General features: G+C 63.0%; 17 protein-coding genes. 10 read left to right on the top strand and 7 right to left on the bottom strand.

Annotation, left to right across the window (positions count from 1 at the left end; genetic code table 11):
• Nucleotides 1–11 precede the first annotated feature (11 nt).
• From AC1RNN_RS02770 to AC1RNN_RS02760, 3 genes are read right to left on the bottom strand one after another with little or no spacing between them, the layout of a single operon-like run.
• Nucleotides 12–3254, bottom strand: a complete 3243-nt coding sequence (locus AC1RNN_RS02770; RefSeq protein ID WP_493086179.1) for an efflux RND transporter permease subunit — start codon at nucleotides 3252–3254, stop codon at nucleotides 12–14.
• Between the two features lie 45 nt (nucleotides 3255–3299).
• On the bottom strand, nucleotides 3300–4523 hold the full coding sequence (locus AC1RNN_RS02765) for an efflux RND transporter periplasmic adaptor subunit (protein WP_493086181.1): 1224 nt from the start codon (nucleotides 4521–4523) through the stop codon (nucleotides 3300–3302).
• A gap of 57 nt (nucleotides 4524–4580) precedes the next feature.
• Nucleotides 4581–5486, bottom strand: coding sequence for an alpha/beta hydrolase (locus tag AC1RNN_RS02760; RefSeq protein WP_493086183.1), 906 nt, complete (start codon nucleotides 5484–5486; stop codon nucleotides 4581–4583).
• Between the two features lie 146 nt (nucleotides 5487–5632).
• Here AC1RNN_RS02760 and AC1RNN_RS02755 point away from each other — a divergent pair, with 146 nt between their 5' ends.
• A complete protein-coding gene (locus AC1RNN_RS02755) occupies nucleotides 5633–6682 on the top strand; it encodes a LysR family transcriptional regulator (RefSeq protein WP_493086185.1) in 1050 nt (349 codons plus the stop codon).
• 108 nt (nucleotides 6683–6790) lie between these two features.
• Here AC1RNN_RS02755 and AC1RNN_RS02750 read toward each other — a convergent pair whose 3' ends face one another.
• Both AC1RNN_RS02750 and AC1RNN_RS02745 read right to left on the bottom strand, forming a co-directional pair.
• The gene (locus AC1RNN_RS02750; RefSeq protein ID WP_493086187.1) at nucleotides 6791–8017 is read right to left on the bottom strand and encodes a YihY family inner membrane protein; all 1227 of its coding nucleotides are present in this window, start codon (nucleotides 8015–8017) and stop codon (nucleotides 6791–6793) included.
• A 35-nt stretch (nucleotides 8018–8052) separates the two neighbouring features.
• Nucleotides 8053–8847, bottom strand: a complete 795-nt coding sequence (locus tag AC1RNN_RS02745) for a substrate-binding periplasmic protein (protein WP_493086189.1) — start codon at nucleotides 8845–8847, stop codon at nucleotides 8053–8055.
• Nucleotides 8848–8970: 123 nt separating this feature from the next.
• Here AC1RNN_RS02745 and AC1RNN_RS02740 point away from each other — a divergent pair, with 123 nt between their 5' ends.
• The 7 genes from AC1RNN_RS02740 to AC1RNN_RS02710 all read left to right on the top strand — a co-directional run bounded on the left by AC1RNN_RS02740 (nucleotide 8971) and on the right by AC1RNN_RS02710 (nucleotide 15366).
• The gene (locus tag AC1RNN_RS02740; protein WP_493086191.1) at nucleotides 8971–9366 is read left to right on the top strand and encodes a DUF2069 domain-containing protein; all 396 of its coding nucleotides are present in this window, start codon (nucleotides 8971–8973) and stop codon (nucleotides 9364–9366) included.
• Entirely contained in the window at nucleotides 9363–10787 is a 1425-nt protein-coding gene (locus AC1RNN_RS02735) for an FAD-binding oxidoreductase (RefSeq protein ID WP_493086193.1), read from the top strand. The genes AC1RNN_RS02740 and AC1RNN_RS02735 overlap by 4 nt, the downstream gene beginning before the upstream one ends.
• Nucleotides 10788–10873: 86 nt before the next feature.
• Nucleotides 10874–12028 (top strand): MFS transporter, encoded by a 1155-nt coding sequence (locus AC1RNN_RS02730; protein ID WP_493086195.1) that lies wholly within the window; start codon nucleotides 10874–10876, stop codon nucleotides 12026–12028.
• 17 nt (nucleotides 12029–12045) lie between these two features.
• A complete protein-coding gene (locus AC1RNN_RS02725) occupies nucleotides 12046–12894 on the top strand; it encodes a thymidylate synthase (RefSeq protein WP_493086197.1) in 849 nt (282 codons plus the stop codon).
• Nucleotides 12895–13301: 407 nt separating this feature from the next.
• Entirely contained in the window at nucleotides 13302–14231 is a 930-nt protein-coding gene (locus tag AC1RNN_RS02720; protein ID WP_493087073.1) for a LysR substrate-binding domain-containing protein, read from the top strand.
• A gap of 10 nt (nucleotides 14232–14241) precedes the next feature.
• Nucleotides 14242–14754: a dihydrofolate reductase gene (locus AC1RNN_RS02715; protein WP_493086199.1), complete on the top strand. Its 513-nt coding sequence runs from the start codon at nucleotides 14242–14244 to the stop codon at nucleotides 14752–14754.
• A gap of 3 nt (nucleotides 14755–14757) precedes the next feature.
• Nucleotides 14758–15366, top strand: coding sequence for a DUF4337 domain-containing protein (locus AC1RNN_RS02710; RefSeq protein WP_493137303.1), 609 nt, complete (start codon nucleotides 14758–14760; stop codon nucleotides 15364–15366).
• A gap of 38 nt (nucleotides 15367–15404) precedes the next feature.
• On the opposite strand, the gene AC1RNN_RS02705 is transcribed toward AC1RNN_RS02710, so the two are convergent.
• Nucleotides 15405–15623 carry a YMGG-like glycine zipper-containing protein gene (locus AC1RNN_RS02705; RefSeq protein WP_493086203.1) on the bottom strand — a complete coding sequence of 73 codons (219 nt, stop codon included), beginning with the start codon at nucleotides 15621–15623 and terminating at the stop codon, nucleotides 15405–15407.
• 193 nt (nucleotides 15624–15816) lie between these two features.
• Here AC1RNN_RS02705 and AC1RNN_RS02700 point away from each other — a divergent pair, with 193 nt between their 5' ends.
• Entirely contained in the window at nucleotides 15817–16227 is a 411-nt protein-coding gene (locus tag AC1RNN_RS02700; protein ID WP_493086204.1) for a response regulator transcription factor, read from the top strand.
• 17 nt (nucleotides 16228–16244) lie between these two features.
• Here the strand turns inward: AC1RNN_RS02700 and AC1RNN_RS02695 are convergent, their stop codons facing one another.
• Nucleotides 16245–16877 carry a response regulator gene (locus AC1RNN_RS02695; RefSeq protein ID WP_493086206.1) on the bottom strand — a complete coding sequence of 211 codons (633 nt, stop codon included), beginning with the start codon at nucleotides 16875–16877 and terminating at the stop codon, nucleotides 16245–16247.
• Between the two features lie 56 nt (nucleotides 16878–16933).
• On the opposite strand from AC1RNN_RS02695, the gene AC1RNN_RS02690 reads away from it, so the two are divergent.
• Nucleotides 16934–18289, top strand: coding sequence for a CHASE3 domain-containing protein (locus tag AC1RNN_RS02690; RefSeq protein WP_493086208.1), 1356 nt, complete (start codon nucleotides 16934–16936; stop codon nucleotides 18287–18289).
• Nucleotides 18290–18432 lie beyond the last annotated feature (143 nt).

Genomic DNA, 18432 nt, shown 5'->3' with positions numbered 1-18432 from the left:
GACTGCTTTTGTTATTCATGCAGCTTGAGCGGTGCTGCGGGCAGCGGGTGCAAGGTACCGCTGGTACCACCACCAGAGCCGATCGCTTCTGCGATGTGGGGCACTTCGCCGTGCAACTTAAGTGGACGGTTACCCGCCATGGCGCGCAGGGCAACGTAGAACACCGGTGTCAGAAAGAGACCAAAGGCCGTCACACCAATCATTCCCGAGAACACCGCCACACCCATGGCGGAGCGCATTTCGGCACCTGCGCCAGTCGACAGCACCAGCGGCAGTACCCCCATCACAAAAGCCAAAGAGGTCATCAGAATGGGGCGCAGTCGCAGGCGACTGGCTTCAACAGCCGCTTGTAGCGGTGTGCGACCGGCAAACTCCAGTTCCCGTGCAAATTCAACGATGAGAATCGCGTTCTTTGCTGACAAGCCCACCAAAACCATGAGTCCTATCTGTGTAAAGACGTTGTTCTCACCGCCAGAGATCCATACGCCAGTCATCGCAGCGAGCAGACCCATGGGCACGATCAGGATGATGGCGATGGGCAGCGTCAGGCTCTCATACTGTGCAGCCAGCACCAGGAAGACCAGCAAAATTGCCAATGGAAACACGAGCACCGCGGAGTTACCTGCCAATATTTCCTGGTAGGTCAGTTCAGTCCATTCGAAGCTGATGCCTTTGGGCAAGGTCTCCGCAGCGATGCGCTCGATCGCTGCCTGGGCCTGGCCGGAAGAATAGCCAGGAGCGGGACCACCGCTCACATCAGCAGAGAGGTAACCGTTGTAGCGCATGGCACGCTCGGGGCCAAAGCTGGACTGCACCTTCATCAGCGCCGACAGGGGGACCATCTCGCCGGTCGTCGAACGTACTTTGAGCAGACCTACGTCTTCAGCCCGTGCGCGATAGGCTGCATCGGCTTGCACCCGAACGCTGTAGGTGCGACCAAACTTGTTGAAGTCGTTGGCGTACAGGCTGCCGAGGTAAATCTGCATGGTGTCGAAAATGTCCGTCACCGGCACATTGAGCTGGCGTGCCTTGGCGCGGTCGATGTCGGCATACAGCTGCGGCACATTGACCTGCCAACTGGTGAAGGCGCCCGCCAGTTCAGGCGACTGGTACACCTTGCCCATGAAGGCCTTCACGGCCACGTCCATGGCGTCGTAGCCCAGCGATGCACGGTCTTCCAGTTGGAGCTTGAAGCCGCCCGTCGTACCCAAGCCCTCTACCGGTGGCGGCGGGAACATCACGATGAAGGCGTCCTGGATGCCACCAAAGGCCTGGTTCAGCTGGCCAGCGACAGCGCCGCCGCTCTGATCCTTGTGCGTACGTTCGGCAAACGGCTTGAGCGTGGCAAACACGATGCCCGAGTTGGAGCTGTTGGTGAAGCCGTTGATCGACAGGCCCGGGAAGGCGATCGCGTCTTCGACGTTGGGGTTCTTCTTCATGATGTCGCCCATGCGCTGGATCACGTCTTCGGTGCGGTCCAGCGTGGCGCCGTCGGGCAGCTGCGCAAAACCGATCAGGTATTGCTTGTCTTGCGATGGCACAAAGCCACCCGGCACCATCTTGAACAAGCCCACCGTCGCAGCGGCCAGCATCAGGTAGACAGCCAGCATGGCAGTTTTGCGCGAGATGGCGGTTTTGACGCCGTTGCTGTAGCCATTGGCACCGCGGCTGAACATGCGGTTAAAAGCGGCGAAGAAGCGACCGAAGACCTTGTCCATGCCGCGTGTCAGCGCGTCTTTCGGCGCGTCGTGGCCCTTGAGCAGCAAAGCAGCCAATGCGGGCGACAGCGTCAGCGAGTTGATGGCCGAGATCACGGTCGAGATCGCAATCGTCACCGCGAACTGGCGGTAGAACTGACCGGTGAGGCCGCTGATGAAGGCCAGCGGCACAAACACGGCCACCAGCACCAGTGCAATGGCGATGATGGGACCAGAGACTTCGCGCATCGCGCGGTAGGTCGCCTCACGCGGGCTCAGGCCGTCGCCGATATTGCGCTCGACGTTTTCGACCACGACGATGGCGTCATCGACGACGATACCAATCGCCAGCACCAGGCCAAAGAGACTCAAGGCATTGATGGAGAAGCCCAGCAGATGCAACACCGCAAAGGTACCGACGACGGACACCGGAACTGCCAGAAGCGGGATGATGGAGGCGCGCCAAGTCTGCAGGAACAAGATAACCACCAGCACCACCAGCGCGATCGCTTCCAACAGGGTGTGGATCACCGAGCTGATGGAGGCCCGTACAAACTGCGTCGGGTCATACGCAATGCGGTACTCCACGCCTTCAGGCATGCTCTTCGACAACTCGTCCATGGTCTTGCGCACTGCGCTGGAGATTTCAAGCGAGTTGGAGCCGGGCGCCTGAAACACGCCCATGCCAACCGCAGGCTTGTTGTTCAGCAGTGAGCGCAGTGCGTAGTCAGCAGCGCCCAGCTCCAGGCGACCGATGTCGCGCAGGCGGGTGATGGCACCATCCGCACCGGTCTTGACGATGATGTCGCCAAACTCTTCTTCATTTTGCAAACGGCCTTGCGCGTTGATGGACAACTGCATGTCCACACCGGCCAAGCCAGGCGATGCGCCAACCACGCCGGCAGCGGCCTGCACATTTTGACCGCGGATGGCAGCCACTACGTCGCTCGCCGACAGACCGCGCTGCGCGACCTTTTGCGGATCGAGCCAGACGCGCATGGAATAGTCGCCACCACCGAAGACTTGCACCTGACCCACGCCCTGGATGCGGGCGAGGCGGTCTTTGACGTTCAGCACTGCGTAGTTGCGCAGGTAGTTGATGTCGTAGCGGTCATTGGGCGACACCAGGTGCACCACCATCGTGATGTTGGGCGAGCTCTTGACGGTGTTGACACCCAAGCGGCGCACTTCTTCGGGCAGACGCGGCTCGGCTTGCGAGACGCGGTTTTGCACCATCTGTTGCGCCTTGTCGGGGTCGGTTCCCAGCTTGAAGGTCACAGACAGTGTCATCACGCCATCGGTCGTGGCCTGGCTGTTCATGTAGAGCATGCCTTCGACGCCGTTGATGGATTCCTCCAGCGGCGTAGCCACCGTCTCGGCGATCACCTTGGGGTTGGCGCCGGGGTACTGGGCCCGCACGACGATGGTGGGCGGCGCGACTTCCGGGTATTCGGAAATCGGCAGGCCGCGCAACGCGACCAGACCAGCTATCAGCATCAGCAGTGACAGCACGCCGGCAAAGATCGGCCGGTCAATGAAAAATTTGGAAAGATTCATGGCAGTTCTTTTTGTTCGATGGGACGAGAAGGAACGGGTCCAGACTTACTGCTGCGCGACTTTTATGACCTTGTCGCCGTTTGCGAGCTCACCCTTGGCCGCCATTTCGACCACCTGGGGTGCGACCAGCGCGCCGGGGCGAATGCGCTGCAAACCGTTGACGACGATGCGCTCATTGGCAGCCAGTCCACTCTTGATGACGCGCAAGCCATTTACCGATGCACCCAACGTGACTTCACGGTACTGCGCCTTGTTGTCTGCACCCACAACCATCACGAATTTCTTGTTCTGGTCAGTGCCCACCGCGCGCTCGTTGATCAGCAGTGCCATGGCCTTCGTCGCCTGCCCCATCCGGATACGCGCGAACTGGCCGGGCATCAGTTGCCCATCTTTGTTGTCGAACACAGCGCGTGCGCGCACGGTGCCGCTCTTGGCATCGACCTGGTTGTCGACCAATTGCAGCTTGCCGTTGAACGGTGTATCGCTGCTGGCGGAGGTGCCCATCTGCACGGGGATGCGCTCCAGCTTGCGGTCACCGCCAGCGTTGACGTCTTTCAGGGCCTTGGCAACAACTTGCTCATCAGCATCGAAACTGGCGTAGATCGGGCTGACGGATACCAGCGTCGTCAACACCGGCGCGCCCGGGCCTGCAGCGACCAGGTTGCCCACGGTCAACTCCAGCTTGCCAACGCGACCGGAGACCGGCGCACGGACTTGGGTGTAGTCCAGGTTGAGCTGCGCAGATTGCAGCGCGGCTTGGGCGGCGCGCAGGTTGGCATCGGCCTCGCGCTGGCCATTGCCGCGCTCTTCGAAATCGCGTCGGGAGATGGCCTGCTCGCTCCACAGGCGCTGCGCGCGTTCCTGCTCGCCCTTGGCCTGCGCGGCCTTGGCTTGTGCGGCGGCGACTTGCGCTTCGGCACGCTGCACATCCGCAGCATAGGGTGCGGGATCAATCGTCAGCAGCAGGTCCCCCTTCTTGACGAGGGCGCCTTCGCGGAAGTGCACGGCCTGCAGCGTGCCGGCGACACGCGGGCGAATATCCACACGCTCGACGGCTTCGAGACGCCCGGAGAACTCTTCCCACGCAGCGACCTCGCTTTGCACCACGGTGGCGACCGATACCGGCGTGGCAGGCGCCTCTGCGGCAGGAGCTTGTGCGCGCGAACTGCTAGCGCCCAGGATGCCAGCGGCACCACCGCCCAAGGCCAGTACGGCGGCGGCAATCGCCAGCAGGCGGCGGCGGGGGGTGTGGAGACGGATGGTTTGCATGGTGGTCAGTCCTTCAAAAAATAACGAATGAAATTGGGAGCGGTGAAATGCGGTGGGCTAGTGCATTGGCGCGTCTGCTGCGATGGCTGCGCTGCCTTCGCTGAACGCGGCAAAGAAGCCCTGGAACTGCTGTTGCACGCCCGCCGACCACGCGCACTGTTCGCGGGCCTCATCGGCGGGCTCCAGATAGCTGCTGGGCCAACTTGTGGGGCCGGGCAGCACGGCCGCATGCACCAGGCGACCAAACACGCGCAGGCGATCGGCGTAGGCCAGCGCTTCGTCGCGCAGCGGATCATCTTGTGCGGTCAGCAACAGGGTTGGAGGCAGGCCGTTCAGGCGCATCGCATTGCCGGGCGCGGCGTAGGGGTGGCCTGCGTTGTCGACACGGGCGAGGTACTGGTTCCAGCCATCGGTCCAGACGCACCCGACCGGGCCGGCATCGGCATCGCGCAGGGATGCGGTTGCCATGCATGGGTCCAACATCGGCGACAGCAGAATCTGCCCGGCCAGCTCGGGGCCATGCCGATCCCGCGCCATCAGCGCCACCGCCGCAGCCAGATTGCCGCCGGCCTCTTCGCCCGCGAGAAACACGGGAGCGCCCTTGCCGGCCAACCGTTGCCGGGATTTGAAGGCCCAGGCCAGCGCGGCGTAACCGGTCTCAATCGCCTGGGGAAACGGGTTGGTCGGGGCCAGCGGATAGTCCAGCGACATGACGACCGCACCAGACGCCGCCAGCAAACGGGGCACGCAACCGCCCTCTTCCAGCGAGCCGGCGACAAACGCCCCGGCGTGGAAGTGCACCACCAAGGGCGCGGGACCGGTGGCCGAAGGGTCATGCTGGCCGTAAAACCGCACTCTCAACAGTGGGCTGGCCGGCGGGACCAGGCCGGTCGGGATCTGTTTTTCAACCCATGCCGCGGCGGAATGGCCTGCAGTAGCGGTGGGTTGTTGGGGGCTTTGCATCTTGCCGGGCCGGAAATCGGCTCCACTTTGTTGCGATGCAGCAGAATGTAGGGATCATTGCTTCAGCAATAAATAGCGTTTTTCGATAAACTTTATTTCACCAGTGAAACAATGAGCCGGCATCACCCCTATTTCACAGGATTCCTATGGACAAGTTTTCCGCCATGCAGGCCTTTGTGCGCGTCGTCGAAGCTGGCACCTTTACCAAGGCTGCGGACTCGATGGGCGTGCCCAAAGCCTCCGTGACCCGCCTGATCCAGGACCTGGAAAAGGAGCTGGACACCAAGCTGCTGAACCGCACAACCCGCATGGTCACGGTGACGGTGGACGGCGCGGCGTATTACGAACAGGCCAGCCGTTTGCTCGGTGAGGTGGAGGAGCTGGAGTCGAGCATGTCGCGCGCCAAGGCCAGCCCGCGCGGCAAGTTGAAGGTGGATGTTCCCTCGTCGCTGGGCTTGGCCATCATCATTCCGGCGCTGCCAGATTTCTATGCGCGCTACCCCGACATCCAGCTCGACCTGGGAGTGAGTGACAGGCCGATCGACCTCATTGCCGAGAACGTGGACTGCGTCGTGCGCGGCGGCGAGATCACCGACCAGTCGCTGGTGGCGCGCCGCATCGGCGAGTTCTACATGATGACCTGCGCATCACCGGAGTACCTGAAGCGCGCAGGTGTACCCCAGCACCCCAGCGAGCTGGAAACCCAGCACACGATGATCCGCTATGCGTCGCCGCGCGACGGCAAGCTGTACGCCTTCACGCTGCACAGCGAAGGCGGCTCGATCGAGATCCACGGCAAACACCAACTCTCGGTCAACGACTCGAACGCGGGCGTGACGGCGGCGCTTGCGGGCTTGGGTGTGTTGTACACCGCGACCTTCCTGATTCAAGACCACATCAGCAATGGCAGGCTGGAGCCGCTCTTTACAGGTTGGTGCACTGAAGCCAAGCCCATGTACGTTGTCTATCCCCCCAACCGGCACTTGAGCAACAAAGTGCGCGTATTTGTAGACTGGATTGCAGAGTTGTTTGCCAAGCACGATCTAATCCAGCGCAAGAGCACGTTGCCAGAGGCAATGTGCAAGGGCTGGGCGACGCCAACTGCGCCTGCCATAGATCGGAACGCTGAAGAAGCTCTCACTAAAGAGTTCTTTACTGCGACAGCTGATGCTCAATTCAAAACGATAAGCCTATGAGCCGATGACCCACCTGAGATGGGATGAAAGTGCGTAATACCTGGACAGGCCAGACAGCAAGCAGGGACAGCTCCCCAAAATAGCGAGCCCCCAAACACGCACCCAACGCTAGGCTTTTTGTAGTGCCTCGCGCAGTGTTGTAGAGGGCCAGCGGCCGATTCGCCATAAATTCTCGGTCACGGCATCCGGGCTCAGCAACAGGGCCCGCATGACCGGCTCCAGCGTGGCGGTCTCCGGGTCGGCCAGCAGCACATAGCGCGCCTGGGCGTAGGGGCCATTGGCTTCGTCGAGCTGCCCCAGCCAGTCCAGCTCCACCAGCTTGCGCAGCACCGGCTCCAGCCGCAAAGGGTCCACCTCCAGCGCAATCCGCAACTGGGTCAGCGTCAGGCCCTTGTCCCCGCGCCCGCGCGCCCGATCCAGCTGTTGCAGCGCCTCCAACGCGAGCTGGAATTGCCAGCCATGTGCCAATTTACGCCGCGGCACGCCGGCCAGCAGGCTGGGCACATAGGCCGTCAGCGCGGCCCCTAGCAGCACGATGACCCAAGCCACGTAGATCCAGACCAGCAGGATGGGCACCGTGGCAAAGGCGCCGTACACGACCGAGTAAGTGGGCACCTTGCTCAGGTACAGCGCCAGCCCCTTGCGCGCCAGCTCCATGCCGGCGGCCACAAACACCCCGCCCATCCAGGCATGGCCCCAGCGCACCTGCGTGTTGGGGACGAAGTGGAACATGGCGGCCATGCCCGCCGCCACCAGCACGAACTGCAGGCTGTCCAGCAGCAGGCTCACGCCGCCAGGCAAGCCCCCCACCACGCCCTTGGACGCGCTGATGGCATAAGAGGTCATGGACAGGCTGGCGCCCAGCAGCAGCGGACCCAGCGTCATGGCTGCCCAGTAGATCAGCACGCGCTGGGCAAAGGGCCGCGGCTTGCGCACGCGCCAGATGCTGTTGAGCGTGCGGTCGATCGTGAAGATCAGCGCCAACGCCGTGCCCAGCAGGATGGCTAAACCCGCCACACCCAGGCGACTTGCCTTGCCGGCAAACTGGTTGAGATAGCCCAGCACTTGTCGGGCGATGTTGTCCGGCACCAGGCTCTCGATCAACCACTTCTGCAGCACATCCTGGAACTTGGCGAACATCGGGAAGGCCGTGAAGATGGCCAGCGCTACGGTGATCAGGGGCACCAGCGCGATGGTGGTGGTGAAGGTCAGGCTGCTGGCCGTCAGCCCCAACCGGTCTTCGCGGAAGCGCTCGCGCAGAATGACGGCGGCATCCCGCCAGGGGAAGCTCGCTACATCCTGCAGCCAAGGCTTGATACGGTCAATCCATTGCATCCCGCCATCATGCCACCGTCACCAGCGGCGGGGCGCTACCTGTCCACCATCTGGGGACGCGCCTTCCAGAGCTGGAAGCTCTTGCGGATCAGGTCTTCCAGCACGCCGTTCTTCTTCATCATCGCCAGTTGGGCATCCACCTGTTCAATCTTTCCAGCGCACTTGCCATTGCGTGTCAGGGCCACAAAGTTGGGCGAGTCGCTCAGAAATGGCTCCTTGACCGCGAAGCGTTCCTCGTCCCCCCGCTTGAGCAGCAGGGCCATGCCCGTATAAAAGCCGGTGATGAAGTAGTCCAACCGGCCCAAGGCCAGCTTGTCGAAATTGCTCTCAGGGCTGCTGGACTCCTCCACCTTCAGCCATTCGCGGATGTACTCGTCCAAACCATTGCCAAACACATTGCCGCGTGTGATGCCTCCGCGCAAGCCGACCAGGTCACTGCGCTCCCTGAACACGAACGGCCGCTCGCGGAAGCCAAACACCGCCACCGGGTTGGAAAGCGCCGGGGTCTTGGGATAGAGCAGAAAGGCCTCGCGCTCGGGCGTTTTCTTCAGGGTGACCACCATATCCACCTCTCCGCGCTCGGCCAGGGCCATCACGCGCGGGAAAGGCCCCAGGTAGCGCACCTCGTAGGGAATTTTCAGATCGCTCAGAACGCGCTTGGCGATTTCGATGCTGGCGCCCTGCAGGGTTTCACCGTCATACCAGTGCAGCGGCGGGTACGCAGGGTCTGAGGATATGACCACGCGCGAACACTCTGCCCGCACACCCAAGGCTGCCAGCGCCATGCAGGCGCCGACCACCATCCAACGACCAGACCGGTTCCATGCCATGGCAAGACCTCCGTGTCGACAGTAGTAATAGCAATATTGAGGCAATCTATCCTCATGGCCTTGGTACCGCAAGAGGGCGAATACCGGCGCGATGGCCTTTTGTTTTAAGCTCCATGGCTGACCATGTCCGCATCTCCTTCTCCACACCCCCTCTTCGCCGTCCGCTACAGCCGCCAGATCGCAGTGGCCAGCACCCTGGCCCTCATCCTTCTGGGCTTGGCCTGGGAGCTCTGGCTGGCCCCTACCGGCAGCGGCACGCTGGCCCTCAAAGTGCTGCCCCTGTGCTTGCCGCTGGCCGGTTTGCTCAAAAACCGCATGTACACCTACCGCTGGCTCAGCCTGATGGTGTGGCTGTACTTCACCGAAGGTGTGGTGCGCGCCTGGAGCGACCGCGCGCCCGGCAACTGGCTGGCATTGCTTGAAATTCTGCTGTGCCTGCTGCTGTTTGTGGCCTGCACTGTCCACATCCGCCTGCGGCTCAAGCACGCCAAGGCCCAACCCGCGACCGACACCCCATGACCTCACACGACACTTTGCGCGATGCGCTGCGCGCCATCGTGGGCGATGCCCATGTGCTCACCGAAGGCGACCTCACCGCCTACGAACAAGACTGGCGCAAGCGCGAACGCGGCCGCGCCCTGGCCGTGGTGCGCCCCGGCACCACCGCCGAAGTCGCCGCCGTGGTGCAGGCCTGCGCCTCTGCGGGCGTGAGCCTGGTGCCCCAAGGTGGCAACACCGGCATGGTGGTGGGTTCCATCCCCGATGCCAGCGGCACCCAGGTGCTGCTGAGCCTGCAGCGCCTCAATCGCATCCGCACCATCGACGCTGCCAACCTCACCGTCACCGTGGAAGCCGGCTGCGTGCTACAAACCCTGCAGGAGGCCTGCGAGAAGGAAGGCTTTCTCTTCCCCCTGAGCCTGGCCGCCGAAGGCAGCTGCACCATAGGCGGCAACCTGGCTACCAATGCGGGCGGCACCCAGGTCGTCCGCTACGGCAACACCCGCGAGCTGTGCCTGGGCCTGGAAGTGGTGACGGCACAAGGCGAGGTGTGGGACGGCCTGAGCGGCCTGCGCAAGGACAACACCGGCTACGACCTGCGACACCTGTTCATCGGCTCGGAAGGTACGCTGGGCGTGATCACGGCAGCCACGCTGCGCATCTACCCCCTGCCCGCCGCCCAGCTCACCGCCTTTGCCGCCGTGCCCTCGCTGGAAGCGGCCGTGGAACTGCTGGGCCTGGCACACCAGCACCTCAACGCGGGGCTGACCGGTTTTGAGGTCATGGGGGACTTTGCACTGGGCCTGGTGCGCAAGCACTTCCCGCAGCAGAACGTGCCCTTTGGCGGCATGTCGCCCTACTGCGTTGTTTTGGAGAACTCCGACCACGAATCCGAAAGCCATGCCCGTGAGCAGTTCGAGCGCCTGCTGGAAGCCGCGCTGGAACAGGGCTGCGTGCTCGACACCGTGGTGGCAGAAAACATCGCTCAGGCCCGCGCGCTATGGCACATCCGCGAGAGCATTCCGCTGGCGCAGGCGCAAGAAGGGCTCAACATCAAGCACGACATCTCGATTGCGGTGTCGCGCATTCCCGCCTTTGTGCGCGAGACCGATGCCCTGCTGGAGCAACACTTCCCCGGCGCACGCTTGGTCAACTACGGCCACTTGGGCGACGGCAACCTGCACTACAACGTGCAGGCCCCGGCCGGCACCGATGCCGAGACCTTTCTGCGCGATCAGGAAGGCCCCATCAACACCTTGGTGTACGAGGTGGTGGACCGCTACCGCGGCTCCATCTCGGCCGAACACGGCATTGGCAGCCTCAAGCGCGAGAAGCTGACACACCACAAATCGCCTGTGGCCCTGAACGTCATGCGCGCCATCAAGGGGGCGTTAGACCCGAAAAATCTGATGAATCCAGGCAGAGTGCTATCAATTGAGTAGCTGCTTGCACATATCCCACGCCGGATAGAGGCCCCATTTATATAAACTGAGGCCATCCTTCACCCTTCAATTTTCAGGATCCCGTCGTGGCACACCTCATCCTTCTGGGCATCGTCTACGTGTCCTTCATCAGCCTGGGCCTGCCCGACGGCATCCTGGGCGTGGCCTGGCCGGCCATCCGCACCGACATGGGCCAGCCCCTGGCCGCGGTGGGCGCCATCACCATCACCATGACGGTGTGCTCGGCCACCGCCAGCTTTTTTGCGGGCGCCATTGCCAAGCGCATTGGAACCGGGGCCGTGGTGGCCACCAGCTGCCTGATGACCGCGCTGGCACTGCTGGGCTTTGCCCATGCGCCCAGCTTTGGTTGGCTGGTGGCCCTGGGCATTCCGCTGGGCCTGGGCGCCGGCGCAGTGGACGCCAGCCTGAACCACTTTGTCGCCGCCCACTATTCCTCGCGCCACATGAACTGGCTGCACGGTTTCTGGGGCGTTGGCGCCACCACCGGCCCGCTCATCATGGGCCTGGCCCTGGCCACCAGCGGCTGGGCGGCTGGCGTGCAGACCATCGGCTTCATGCAGCTGAGCCTGGCCGTGGTGCTGTGGTGCACCCTGTCGCTCTGGGCCAAGGAACACGCCACCCCGCCCAAGGAAGATGGCGAGCACGGCGCGGCCACCTTCAAGCCGCAAAGCACCCTGGCCCTGTGGCTGGCGCCGGTAAGCTTTCTGTTTTACGTCGCCGCTGAAATGGGCACCGGCCTGTGGGCCGCCAGCATTCTGGTCAACAGCCGGGGCGTGGCGCAGGCCGAGGCCGGGGTCTGGGTGTCGGTCTACTTTGGCTCCATCACCGCAGGCCGCTTTGGCGTAGGCCTGATTGCCAACCGCTTGGGCAACCGCCGCCTGGTGCGCTTGGGGCTGGGCCTGGCGACCGTGGGTGCCGCGGTGTTTGCCGCGCACAGCCTGCTGGGCGCCGTCTCGCAAATCGGTCTGGTGCTCATGGGCCTGGGCTGCGCGCCCATCTTCCCCTCCCTGATGCATGAAACAGCACGCCGCTTCCCCGACGATGTGGCCCGCACCGTGATCGGACGGCAGATGACCTTCTCCTACGTGGGTGGCTCCATCATTCCCGCGGCCTTTGGCCTGCTGGCCACCTGGGCGGGCCTGTCCGCCGTGATGCCGGTAGTGGTGGTTCTGCTGATCGGTTTGCTGCTGATTACCGGCTGGCTGGATCGCCTCACCTGAGTCCCTAAAATGGCGGCATGACCCAAGCCACCGCACCGCGCCCCGTGCGCAGCCAGTACGAAGACTTCATGCGCCACGTGTACACCACAGGCGTGACCAAATCCGACCGCACGGGTACCGGCACCAAGAGCGTGTTTGGCTACCAGATGCGATTTGACCTCAACGAGGGCTTCCCGCTGGTGACCACCAAGAAGGTGCACCTGCGCTCCATCATCCAGGAGCTTCTGTGGTTCCTGACCGGTTCCAGCAACAACAACTGGCTCAAGGAACGCAATGTCTCCATTTGGGACGAGTGGGCCAATCCCGAAACCGGCGACCTGGGCCCGGTGTATGGCGTGCAGTGGCGCAGCTGGCCCACGCCGGACGGCGGCCATATTGACCAGATCGCCGACGTCATCAAGACGCTCAAGTCCAACCCCGACAGCCGCCGCATCATCGTCAGCGCCTGGAACGTGGCCGAGCTCTCCAAAATGGCGCTCATGCCCTGCCATGCCTTCTTCCAGTTTTATGTGGCCCCGGCCGAGACAGAGGGCGGACGCGGCAAGCTTAGCTGCCAGCTGTATCAGCGCAGTGCCGACATTTTCCTGGGTGTGCCCTTCAACATCGCCAGCTACGCCCTGCTCACTCACATGGTCGCGCAACAATGCGACCTGGACGTGGGTGACTTCATCTGGACCGGTGGCGACTGCCACATCTACAGCAACCACCACGAGCAGGTGGAGCTGCAACTGAGCCGCGCGCCGCTGGCCTACCCCACGCTGCATATCAAACGCAAACCCGAAAGCATCTTCGACTACCAGTTTGAGGACTTTGAGGTGCTGGGCTACGAGAGCCACGCCGCCATCAAAGCGCCAGTGGCCGTGTGATTGCCCCTGCCACGCGCCCAACCGTTCGCTGATCTCGTCTACAAGGGATTCCGCCAAGAGCGGGAATCACGGTAGTGCTCGTACGTCTGCCATGCTTTTTGCGCCTGCAGCCCGCCGTCACAGGCGTCATGCAAGTTCAAATCGCGCTGCATATGGGTACCTAGGGTGGACACGTCCAGCGGCTGTGCGCGCCACCGCTGGCTGAGTTTGGCGAGCAGCCCGCCCAACATGGCGGCCAACCCACGGAGACCCAGGGCGGGATTGGTAGCAGCCCGGTAGGGCGGAACTTGCACAACAAAGGGAACAGACGTTTTTTCCATGGCCTAACTCCAGCATCAGATAACTGGTAAGCCTAACCATCCATACCAAGGTCAAAAAGCGATAGTTTCCGACCATATTGGAAAGATATACTTACCAATATGAGTCGCATTTCTCTGCAACTGCTGCCCACTTTCCAGGCTGCAGCCCAATTGCCCAGCCTGCGCGCCACCGCCGAACAACTGCACCTGACGCACAGCGCCGTGAGCCAGCAGATCAAGCTCTTGGAGGAGCAACTCGGGTTTTCTCTCTTTGAGCGGCGCGGACGCCGACTGGTTCTGAATGCGGCAGGTACCGGCTTCCTGCGCGCTGTCGAACCCGCGCTGGCACAAATTGCCGAGGGGGCACGCGTGGCAGCCACTCTTGCCCAAGGCACAGCACAGCAGTTGCGCATCACCGTTCTGCCTTCGTTTGCCCAGCGTTGGTTGCTGCCGCGCATGGCACGCTGGCAAGCCCGGCATCCCGACATCACCCTCGATCTACACACCTCCCTGCAATTGGTCGATTTGAAACGCGAAGGCTTTCACGCTGCCCTGCGCCAAGGCCCCGGACCCTGGCCCGGACTGGAGAGCATCCGGCTGGTGCAATCGCCCGTGGTGGTGGTGGCAGCCCCGACCTTTGCCCAGCGTCTGCTCAACTGCGCCCCTGAAGCCTTGCTGCAAGAACCTCTGCTGGGTGACAGTGAAACTTGGGAGCAGTGGTTTGCACAGGCTGGGCATCCCTGCCATGCCACGCCAGTCGCCTCGTTCAACGACATGGGCATGATGCTGCAAGCAGCAGAGCAAGGCATGGGCATCGCCCTGGGGCGCCAGCTCATGGCCGCGGACGCGCTGCGGGCCGGCCGATTGATTCAACTGTCACCCGTGGAATTGGTGGAGAACTCGCGCCGCGCACTGTGGTTGGTACACCCCAGCGAATTGCGCGATTGGCCAGCGCTGGAGACACTGCGTAGCTGGCTGCTGGAAGAGTTTGCGCTGTCTGCCAGCCAGGTGCAGACCGCGCCCGTCCAGCACCGATAATCCTCAACCTATGTCCACGACCACCAGCCCACGCCTGCACCTCATCTACGCCCGTGCGGCCAATGGTGTCATTGGCATCAACGGCACCCTGCCCTGGCATTTGCCCGAAGACCTGGCGCACTTCAAGCGGACCACGCTGGGCTGCCCCGTCATCATGGGGCGCAAGACCTGGGACTCGCTCCCACCCAAATTTCGCCCCCTGCCCGGACGCGCCAACATCGTCGTCACACGCCAGACAGATTGGCAAGAAAATGGGGCCCAGCCCGCTCAGAATCTGAGCGAGGCGCTACAACTTTGCGAGCAATCGCCCGATGTGTGGGTGATTGGAGGCGCCCAGCTCTACACACTGGCCGAGCCCTTGGCCCACAGCGCAGTCGTCACGGAAATTGACAAAGACTTTGAAGGCGATGCCTTCGCCCCCACCTTGGGGACTGCGTGGCAGGAGACTGCCCGCGAATCGCATGTGGCGGCCAGTGGCCTGCCCTTCAGTTTTGTGACCTATACACGTACAGGAGAAGTTTGAGACATGTCAGGTGCAGGTTTTCACGTCCACGGCCCCCACGACCATGAGCTGGAGCACGCCACGCAAGGCGGCGGCCATGGTGACTCGCATGGTGGCCATGGCAACGGCGGGATGATCAACCAGATCGCGCTGTTCACCGCCATCATCGCCACCGTAGGCGCCCTGTTTGGCTACATGGGCGGCGCCACCCAGGCCAATGCGGGCCTTTACAAGAACAACGCGGCCATCAAGAAGACCGAAGCCTCCAACCAATGGAATTTCTTCCAGGCCAAGAGCACCAAGCAGTCCCTGGCCGAACTGGCCCGCGACCTGGCCCCCAAGGAAGAGGACAAGACCAAGTACCAAGCCAAGGTAGACCGCTACGAAAAGGAAAAAGGCGAGATCAAGGACAAGGCTGACGCTCTGGAAGCAGAGGCCAGCGAGTGGGACCACCAGAGCGAAGCACAGATGCATCTGCACCACCGTTGGGCCCAGGCCACCACGGTGCTGCAGATCGCCATCGCGCTGGCGGCAATTGCCCTGCTGACCAAGAAGAAGTGGCTGGAATACGCCATGTTTGGCGCAGGCGGCCTTGGGGTGCTGGTGGGCGCCCTCGCCGTACTCCACATCTGACCCTAGCGGCGCATGCGCCGCCAGAGCCAGCCTCCGGTTTACTTCTTGCCCAGTTCATGACCGATCACGCCGCCGGCCGCAGCGCCGGCGGCCGTGCCCAGGGCACCACCGCCCGTGACAGCGCCGACGGCACCGCCAATCACGGCACCGGTGGCCGTGCTTCTTTCACGGGCTGTCATGCCCGAGCAGCCGCCCAGGCCCAACAGGACCAGAGCGAGCACCGCAGTGGAAAGCGTGGATGTTGTGGAATGTTTCATGGAAGCACCTCGTGTGATCGACATCGGCGATGTCTGATGGCTCCAGTATCAGAAATGCGGCGCCAGGGTACTAGCGGACGAGGCCGCCACTTTTTGTAGGATTGGTCCGACACCAAATCGCGCTCCCCACCCATAGCAAGTACGGGCACTTGCGTGCACACTAGCTATCAATCTGCCACCACACAATCCATCCATGCCCGCGCTCAGGACTTTTCTCGTCGAAGACAGCCCGGTAATCCAGCAAAACCTGGTCGCCACGCTGGAGGAACTCACGCCGGTACAGGTGGTTGGAATGGCTGAGGACGAGTGGCACGCCAAGCAATGGCTCGCGCAGCCGGACCATGCCGTGCAGTTGGTCATCGTTGACCTCTTCCTCAAACGCGGATCGGGCCTGGGCGTATTGCAGGCTGCGCAACAGCTGGAGCCGGACTGCGCCATGGTGGTACTGAGCAATTACGCGACCAAGGACATGCGCGCCAAATGCCTGGCCTTGGGCGCCAAGCGGGTGTTTGACAAATCCACCGAGATCGATGCGCTGATCCAGTATTGCAGTGACCTGGCGATGGGGCATGGCACCACGGGCCCTGCCGCACTGGGCACGTGAGCGCGCTGATGGGCGCCCTATTGGATCAGCCCGTTCTTCAGCCCGTAGTAAGTCAGGTCGCTGTTGGACTCCAGCCCCATTTTCTCCATGACCCGGGTGCGGTAGGTGCTCACCGTCTTCATGCTCAGTGACATGCTCTCGGCAATATTCCCCACGGTTTCTCCGCGGGCCAGCCGCAGGAAGACCTGCAGCTCGCGCTCCGACAGTTGCTCGTGCGGCAGCTTGTCGCTGTTGCCGCCCAACCCCTCGGCCAGCAGTTCGGCCACGCCCGGAGTGATGTATTTGCGCCCCCGGTACACGGTGCGGATGGCCGTGATGATGTCAGCCGGGTCGCAGTCCTTGTTCAGGTAGCCACTGGCACCGTGGCGCAACATGGTTGTGGCGTAATGCACCTCGGAAAAGCCGCTCAGGATCAGCACCGGCAAGTCCGGCGCGCGGGCCTTGATCGCTACCAGGGCGTCAACCCCGCTTTGATCGGGCATGGAAATATCCATCACCATCACGTCCAGTTCGCCTTGGCGCACCACGTCCAGCGCCTCGCGGCCGTTGGCGGCCTCGGCCACCACGGAAAAGTCCTGCTCATCCGCAAAGAACTGCCGCAGCCCGGCACGGACCATGGCATGGTCATCCACAATGGCGATTCGGATCATGGGGTGCAACGAAGTTTCATGCTGAATGATCCCATAATTTACCAAGCACCTACCGCATGAGAGCCCTCGCCATCCTCCAACGCCACCCCGTGGTGCTCGCGCTTGCCTGCGCAGCGGCGGCGGCCATGATCTTTGTCAGCGAGGGTTCGTACTCCCAGTCCATCGCCACCCTGGAAAGCCTGAACGCCATGGGCGCTGCGCGTACCCAGATCCAGAATCTGGAGCGCAGCATGCTGGATGCCGAAACAGGCCAGCGCGGCTACCTGCTGACGCGCCGCAAGGAATACCTGCAGCCCTATGAAAAAGCACTGGTGCGCATTGACGAGGCCTACCACCAGCTCGACAGCTACTACGGCGCCGACACCGAATCGCGCGCGCTGCTCAAGCGCCTGCACGAGCTGACTGACACCAAACTGTCGGAACTGGCACTGACCCTGGAGCTGTTCGAGAAAGGCAATGGCCAGGCAGGCAAGGAAATCCTGCTCACCGACATTGGCCGGGAGAAGATGGATGCCGTACGCGCCGTCAGCACCGAGCTGTTGGCCTACCAGACCCAAACGGTGGTCGCGCGGCGCGCCGAGCTGTTCCAGACCCTGATGCTGGGGCGCATTGGCGTGGCCCTGCTGAGTGCCCTGAGCCTGATCGGGCTGATCTTTTACCTGCGCCAGCTGATGGCCCTGAAACTCCAGCAACAGGAGCACCAGCGCGCCGTGCAGCAGGAGCGCGACCGGCTGGAGGTGGAAGTGATGCAGCGCACCAACGACCTGACCCGGCTGACGCGCCACCTGCAAACGGCCCGCGAAGATGAACGCCACCGGCTGGCACGCGACCTGCACGACGACCTGGGATCCCTGCTCACCTCCGCCAAGCTGGACGCCGCGCGCATCCGCTCCCGGCTGTCGCAAGCACCGGCAGAAACGCTGGCGCTGCTGGCCCATCTGGTGGACACGCTCAACAGCGGCATCGCACTGGGTCGCCGCATCATTGAAGACCTGCGCCCCTCCTCCCTGAGCAACTTGGGACTGGTGGCTGCGCTCGACATCCTGGTGCGCGAGTACGCGGAGCGGTCGGGGGTGGAAGTGCATGCCGACCTGGAACCCGTAGAGCTGTCGGCCGCGGCCGAGCTAACGGTGTATCGCCTGGTCCAGGAGGCCATTACCAACATCACGAAGTACGCGCGCGCCAGCCATGTGTGGGTCAGCCTGCGGGGCCAGGACGGCATGGTGGAGATCACCGTGCGCGACGATGGCGTGGGTTTTGATACCCGCCAACAACCTCTGTCGGCGCACGGCCTGGTTGGCATGCGTTTCCGCGTGGAAGCCGAAGGTGGCACCCTGCGGCTGGTGTCCGCACCGGGCCAAGGTACGCGCATCCAGGCCCGCATTCCGGAGTCGTCACCAGCCGCGGAGTAGTCCCTCGGCCATTCATGCCGGGCTGTCAGCACAGTCCTACACGCACTCGCGCACTTTCCCCACAGGCATACGGCAAGCTGCCCTATCGCCTTCAGCAGCCCGGCGCACGACACTGGCTCCATCGCATCCACACCGGGTGCGCC

The organism is Rhodoferax sp. GW822-FHT02D07, from assembly GCF_058802405.1.
The sequence above is the reverse complement of the archived record's forward strand: the minus strand, read 5'-3'. Positions and strand labels throughout refer to the sequence as shown.

What these genes read in the sequence shown, in the direction of transcription:
- AC1RNN_RS02715 (WP_493086199.1), top strand. Translation starts at nt 14,242, where the DNA reads ATGTCCACGACCACCAGCCCACGCCTGCACCTCATCTACGCCCGTGCG.
- AC1RNN_RS02735 (WP_493086193.1), top strand. Translation starts at nt 9,363, where the DNA reads ATGACCTCACACGACACTTTGCGCGATGCGCTGCGCGCCATCGTGGGC.
- AC1RNN_RS02725 (WP_493086197.1), top strand. Translation starts at nt 12,046, where the DNA reads ATGACCCAAGCCACCGCACCGCGCCCCGTGCGCAGCCAGTACGAAGAC.
- AC1RNN_RS02750 (WP_493086187.1), bottom strand. Translation starts at nt 8,017, where the DNA reads ATGCAATGGATTGACCGTATCAAGCCTTGGCTGCAGGATGTAGCGAGC.
- AC1RNN_RS02695 (WP_493086206.1), bottom strand. Translation starts at nt 16,877, where the DNA reads ATGATCCGAATCGCCATTGTGGATGACCATGCCATGGTCCGTGCCGGG.
- AC1RNN_RS02755 (WP_493086185.1), top strand. Translation starts at nt 5,633, where the DNA reads ATGGACAAGTTTTCCGCCATGCAGGCCTTTGTGCGCGTCGTCGAAGCT.
- AC1RNN_RS02765 (WP_493086181.1), bottom strand. Translation starts at nt 4,523, where the DNA reads ATGCAAACCATCCGTCTCCACACCCCCCGCCGCCGCCTGCTGGCGATT.
- AC1RNN_RS02740 (WP_493086191.1), top strand. Translation starts at nt 8,971, where the DNA reads ATGTCCGCATCTCCTTCTCCACACCCCCTCTTCGCCGTCCGCTACAGC.
- AC1RNN_RS02690 (WP_493086208.1), top strand. Translation starts at nt 16,934, where the DNA reads ATGAGAGCCCTCGCCATCCTCCAACGCCACCCCGTGGTGCTCGCGCTT.
- AC1RNN_RS02770 (WP_493086179.1), bottom strand. Translation starts at nt 3,254, where the DNA reads ATGAATCTTTCCAAATTTTTCATTGACCGGCCGATCTTTGCCGGCGTG.
- AC1RNN_RS02700 (WP_493086204.1), top strand. Translation starts at nt 15,817, where the DNA reads ATGCCCGCGCTCAGGACTTTTCTCGTCGAAGACAGCCCGGTAATCCAG.
- AC1RNN_RS02710 (WP_493137303.1), top strand. Translation starts at nt 14,758, where the DNA reads ATGTCAGGTGCAGGTTTTCACGTCCACGGCCCCCACGACCATGAGCTG.
- AC1RNN_RS02705 (WP_493086203.1), bottom strand. Translation starts at nt 15,623, where the DNA reads ATGAAACATTCCACAACATCCACGCTTTCCACTGCGGTGCTCGCTCTG.
- AC1RNN_RS02745 (WP_493086189.1), bottom strand. Translation starts at nt 8,847, where the DNA reads ATGGCATGGAACCGGTCTGGTCGTTGGATGGTGGTCGGCGCCTGCATG.
- AC1RNN_RS02760 (WP_493086183.1), bottom strand. Translation starts at nt 5,486, where the DNA reads ATGCAAAGCCCCCAACAACCCACCGCTACTGCAGGCCATTCCGCCGCG.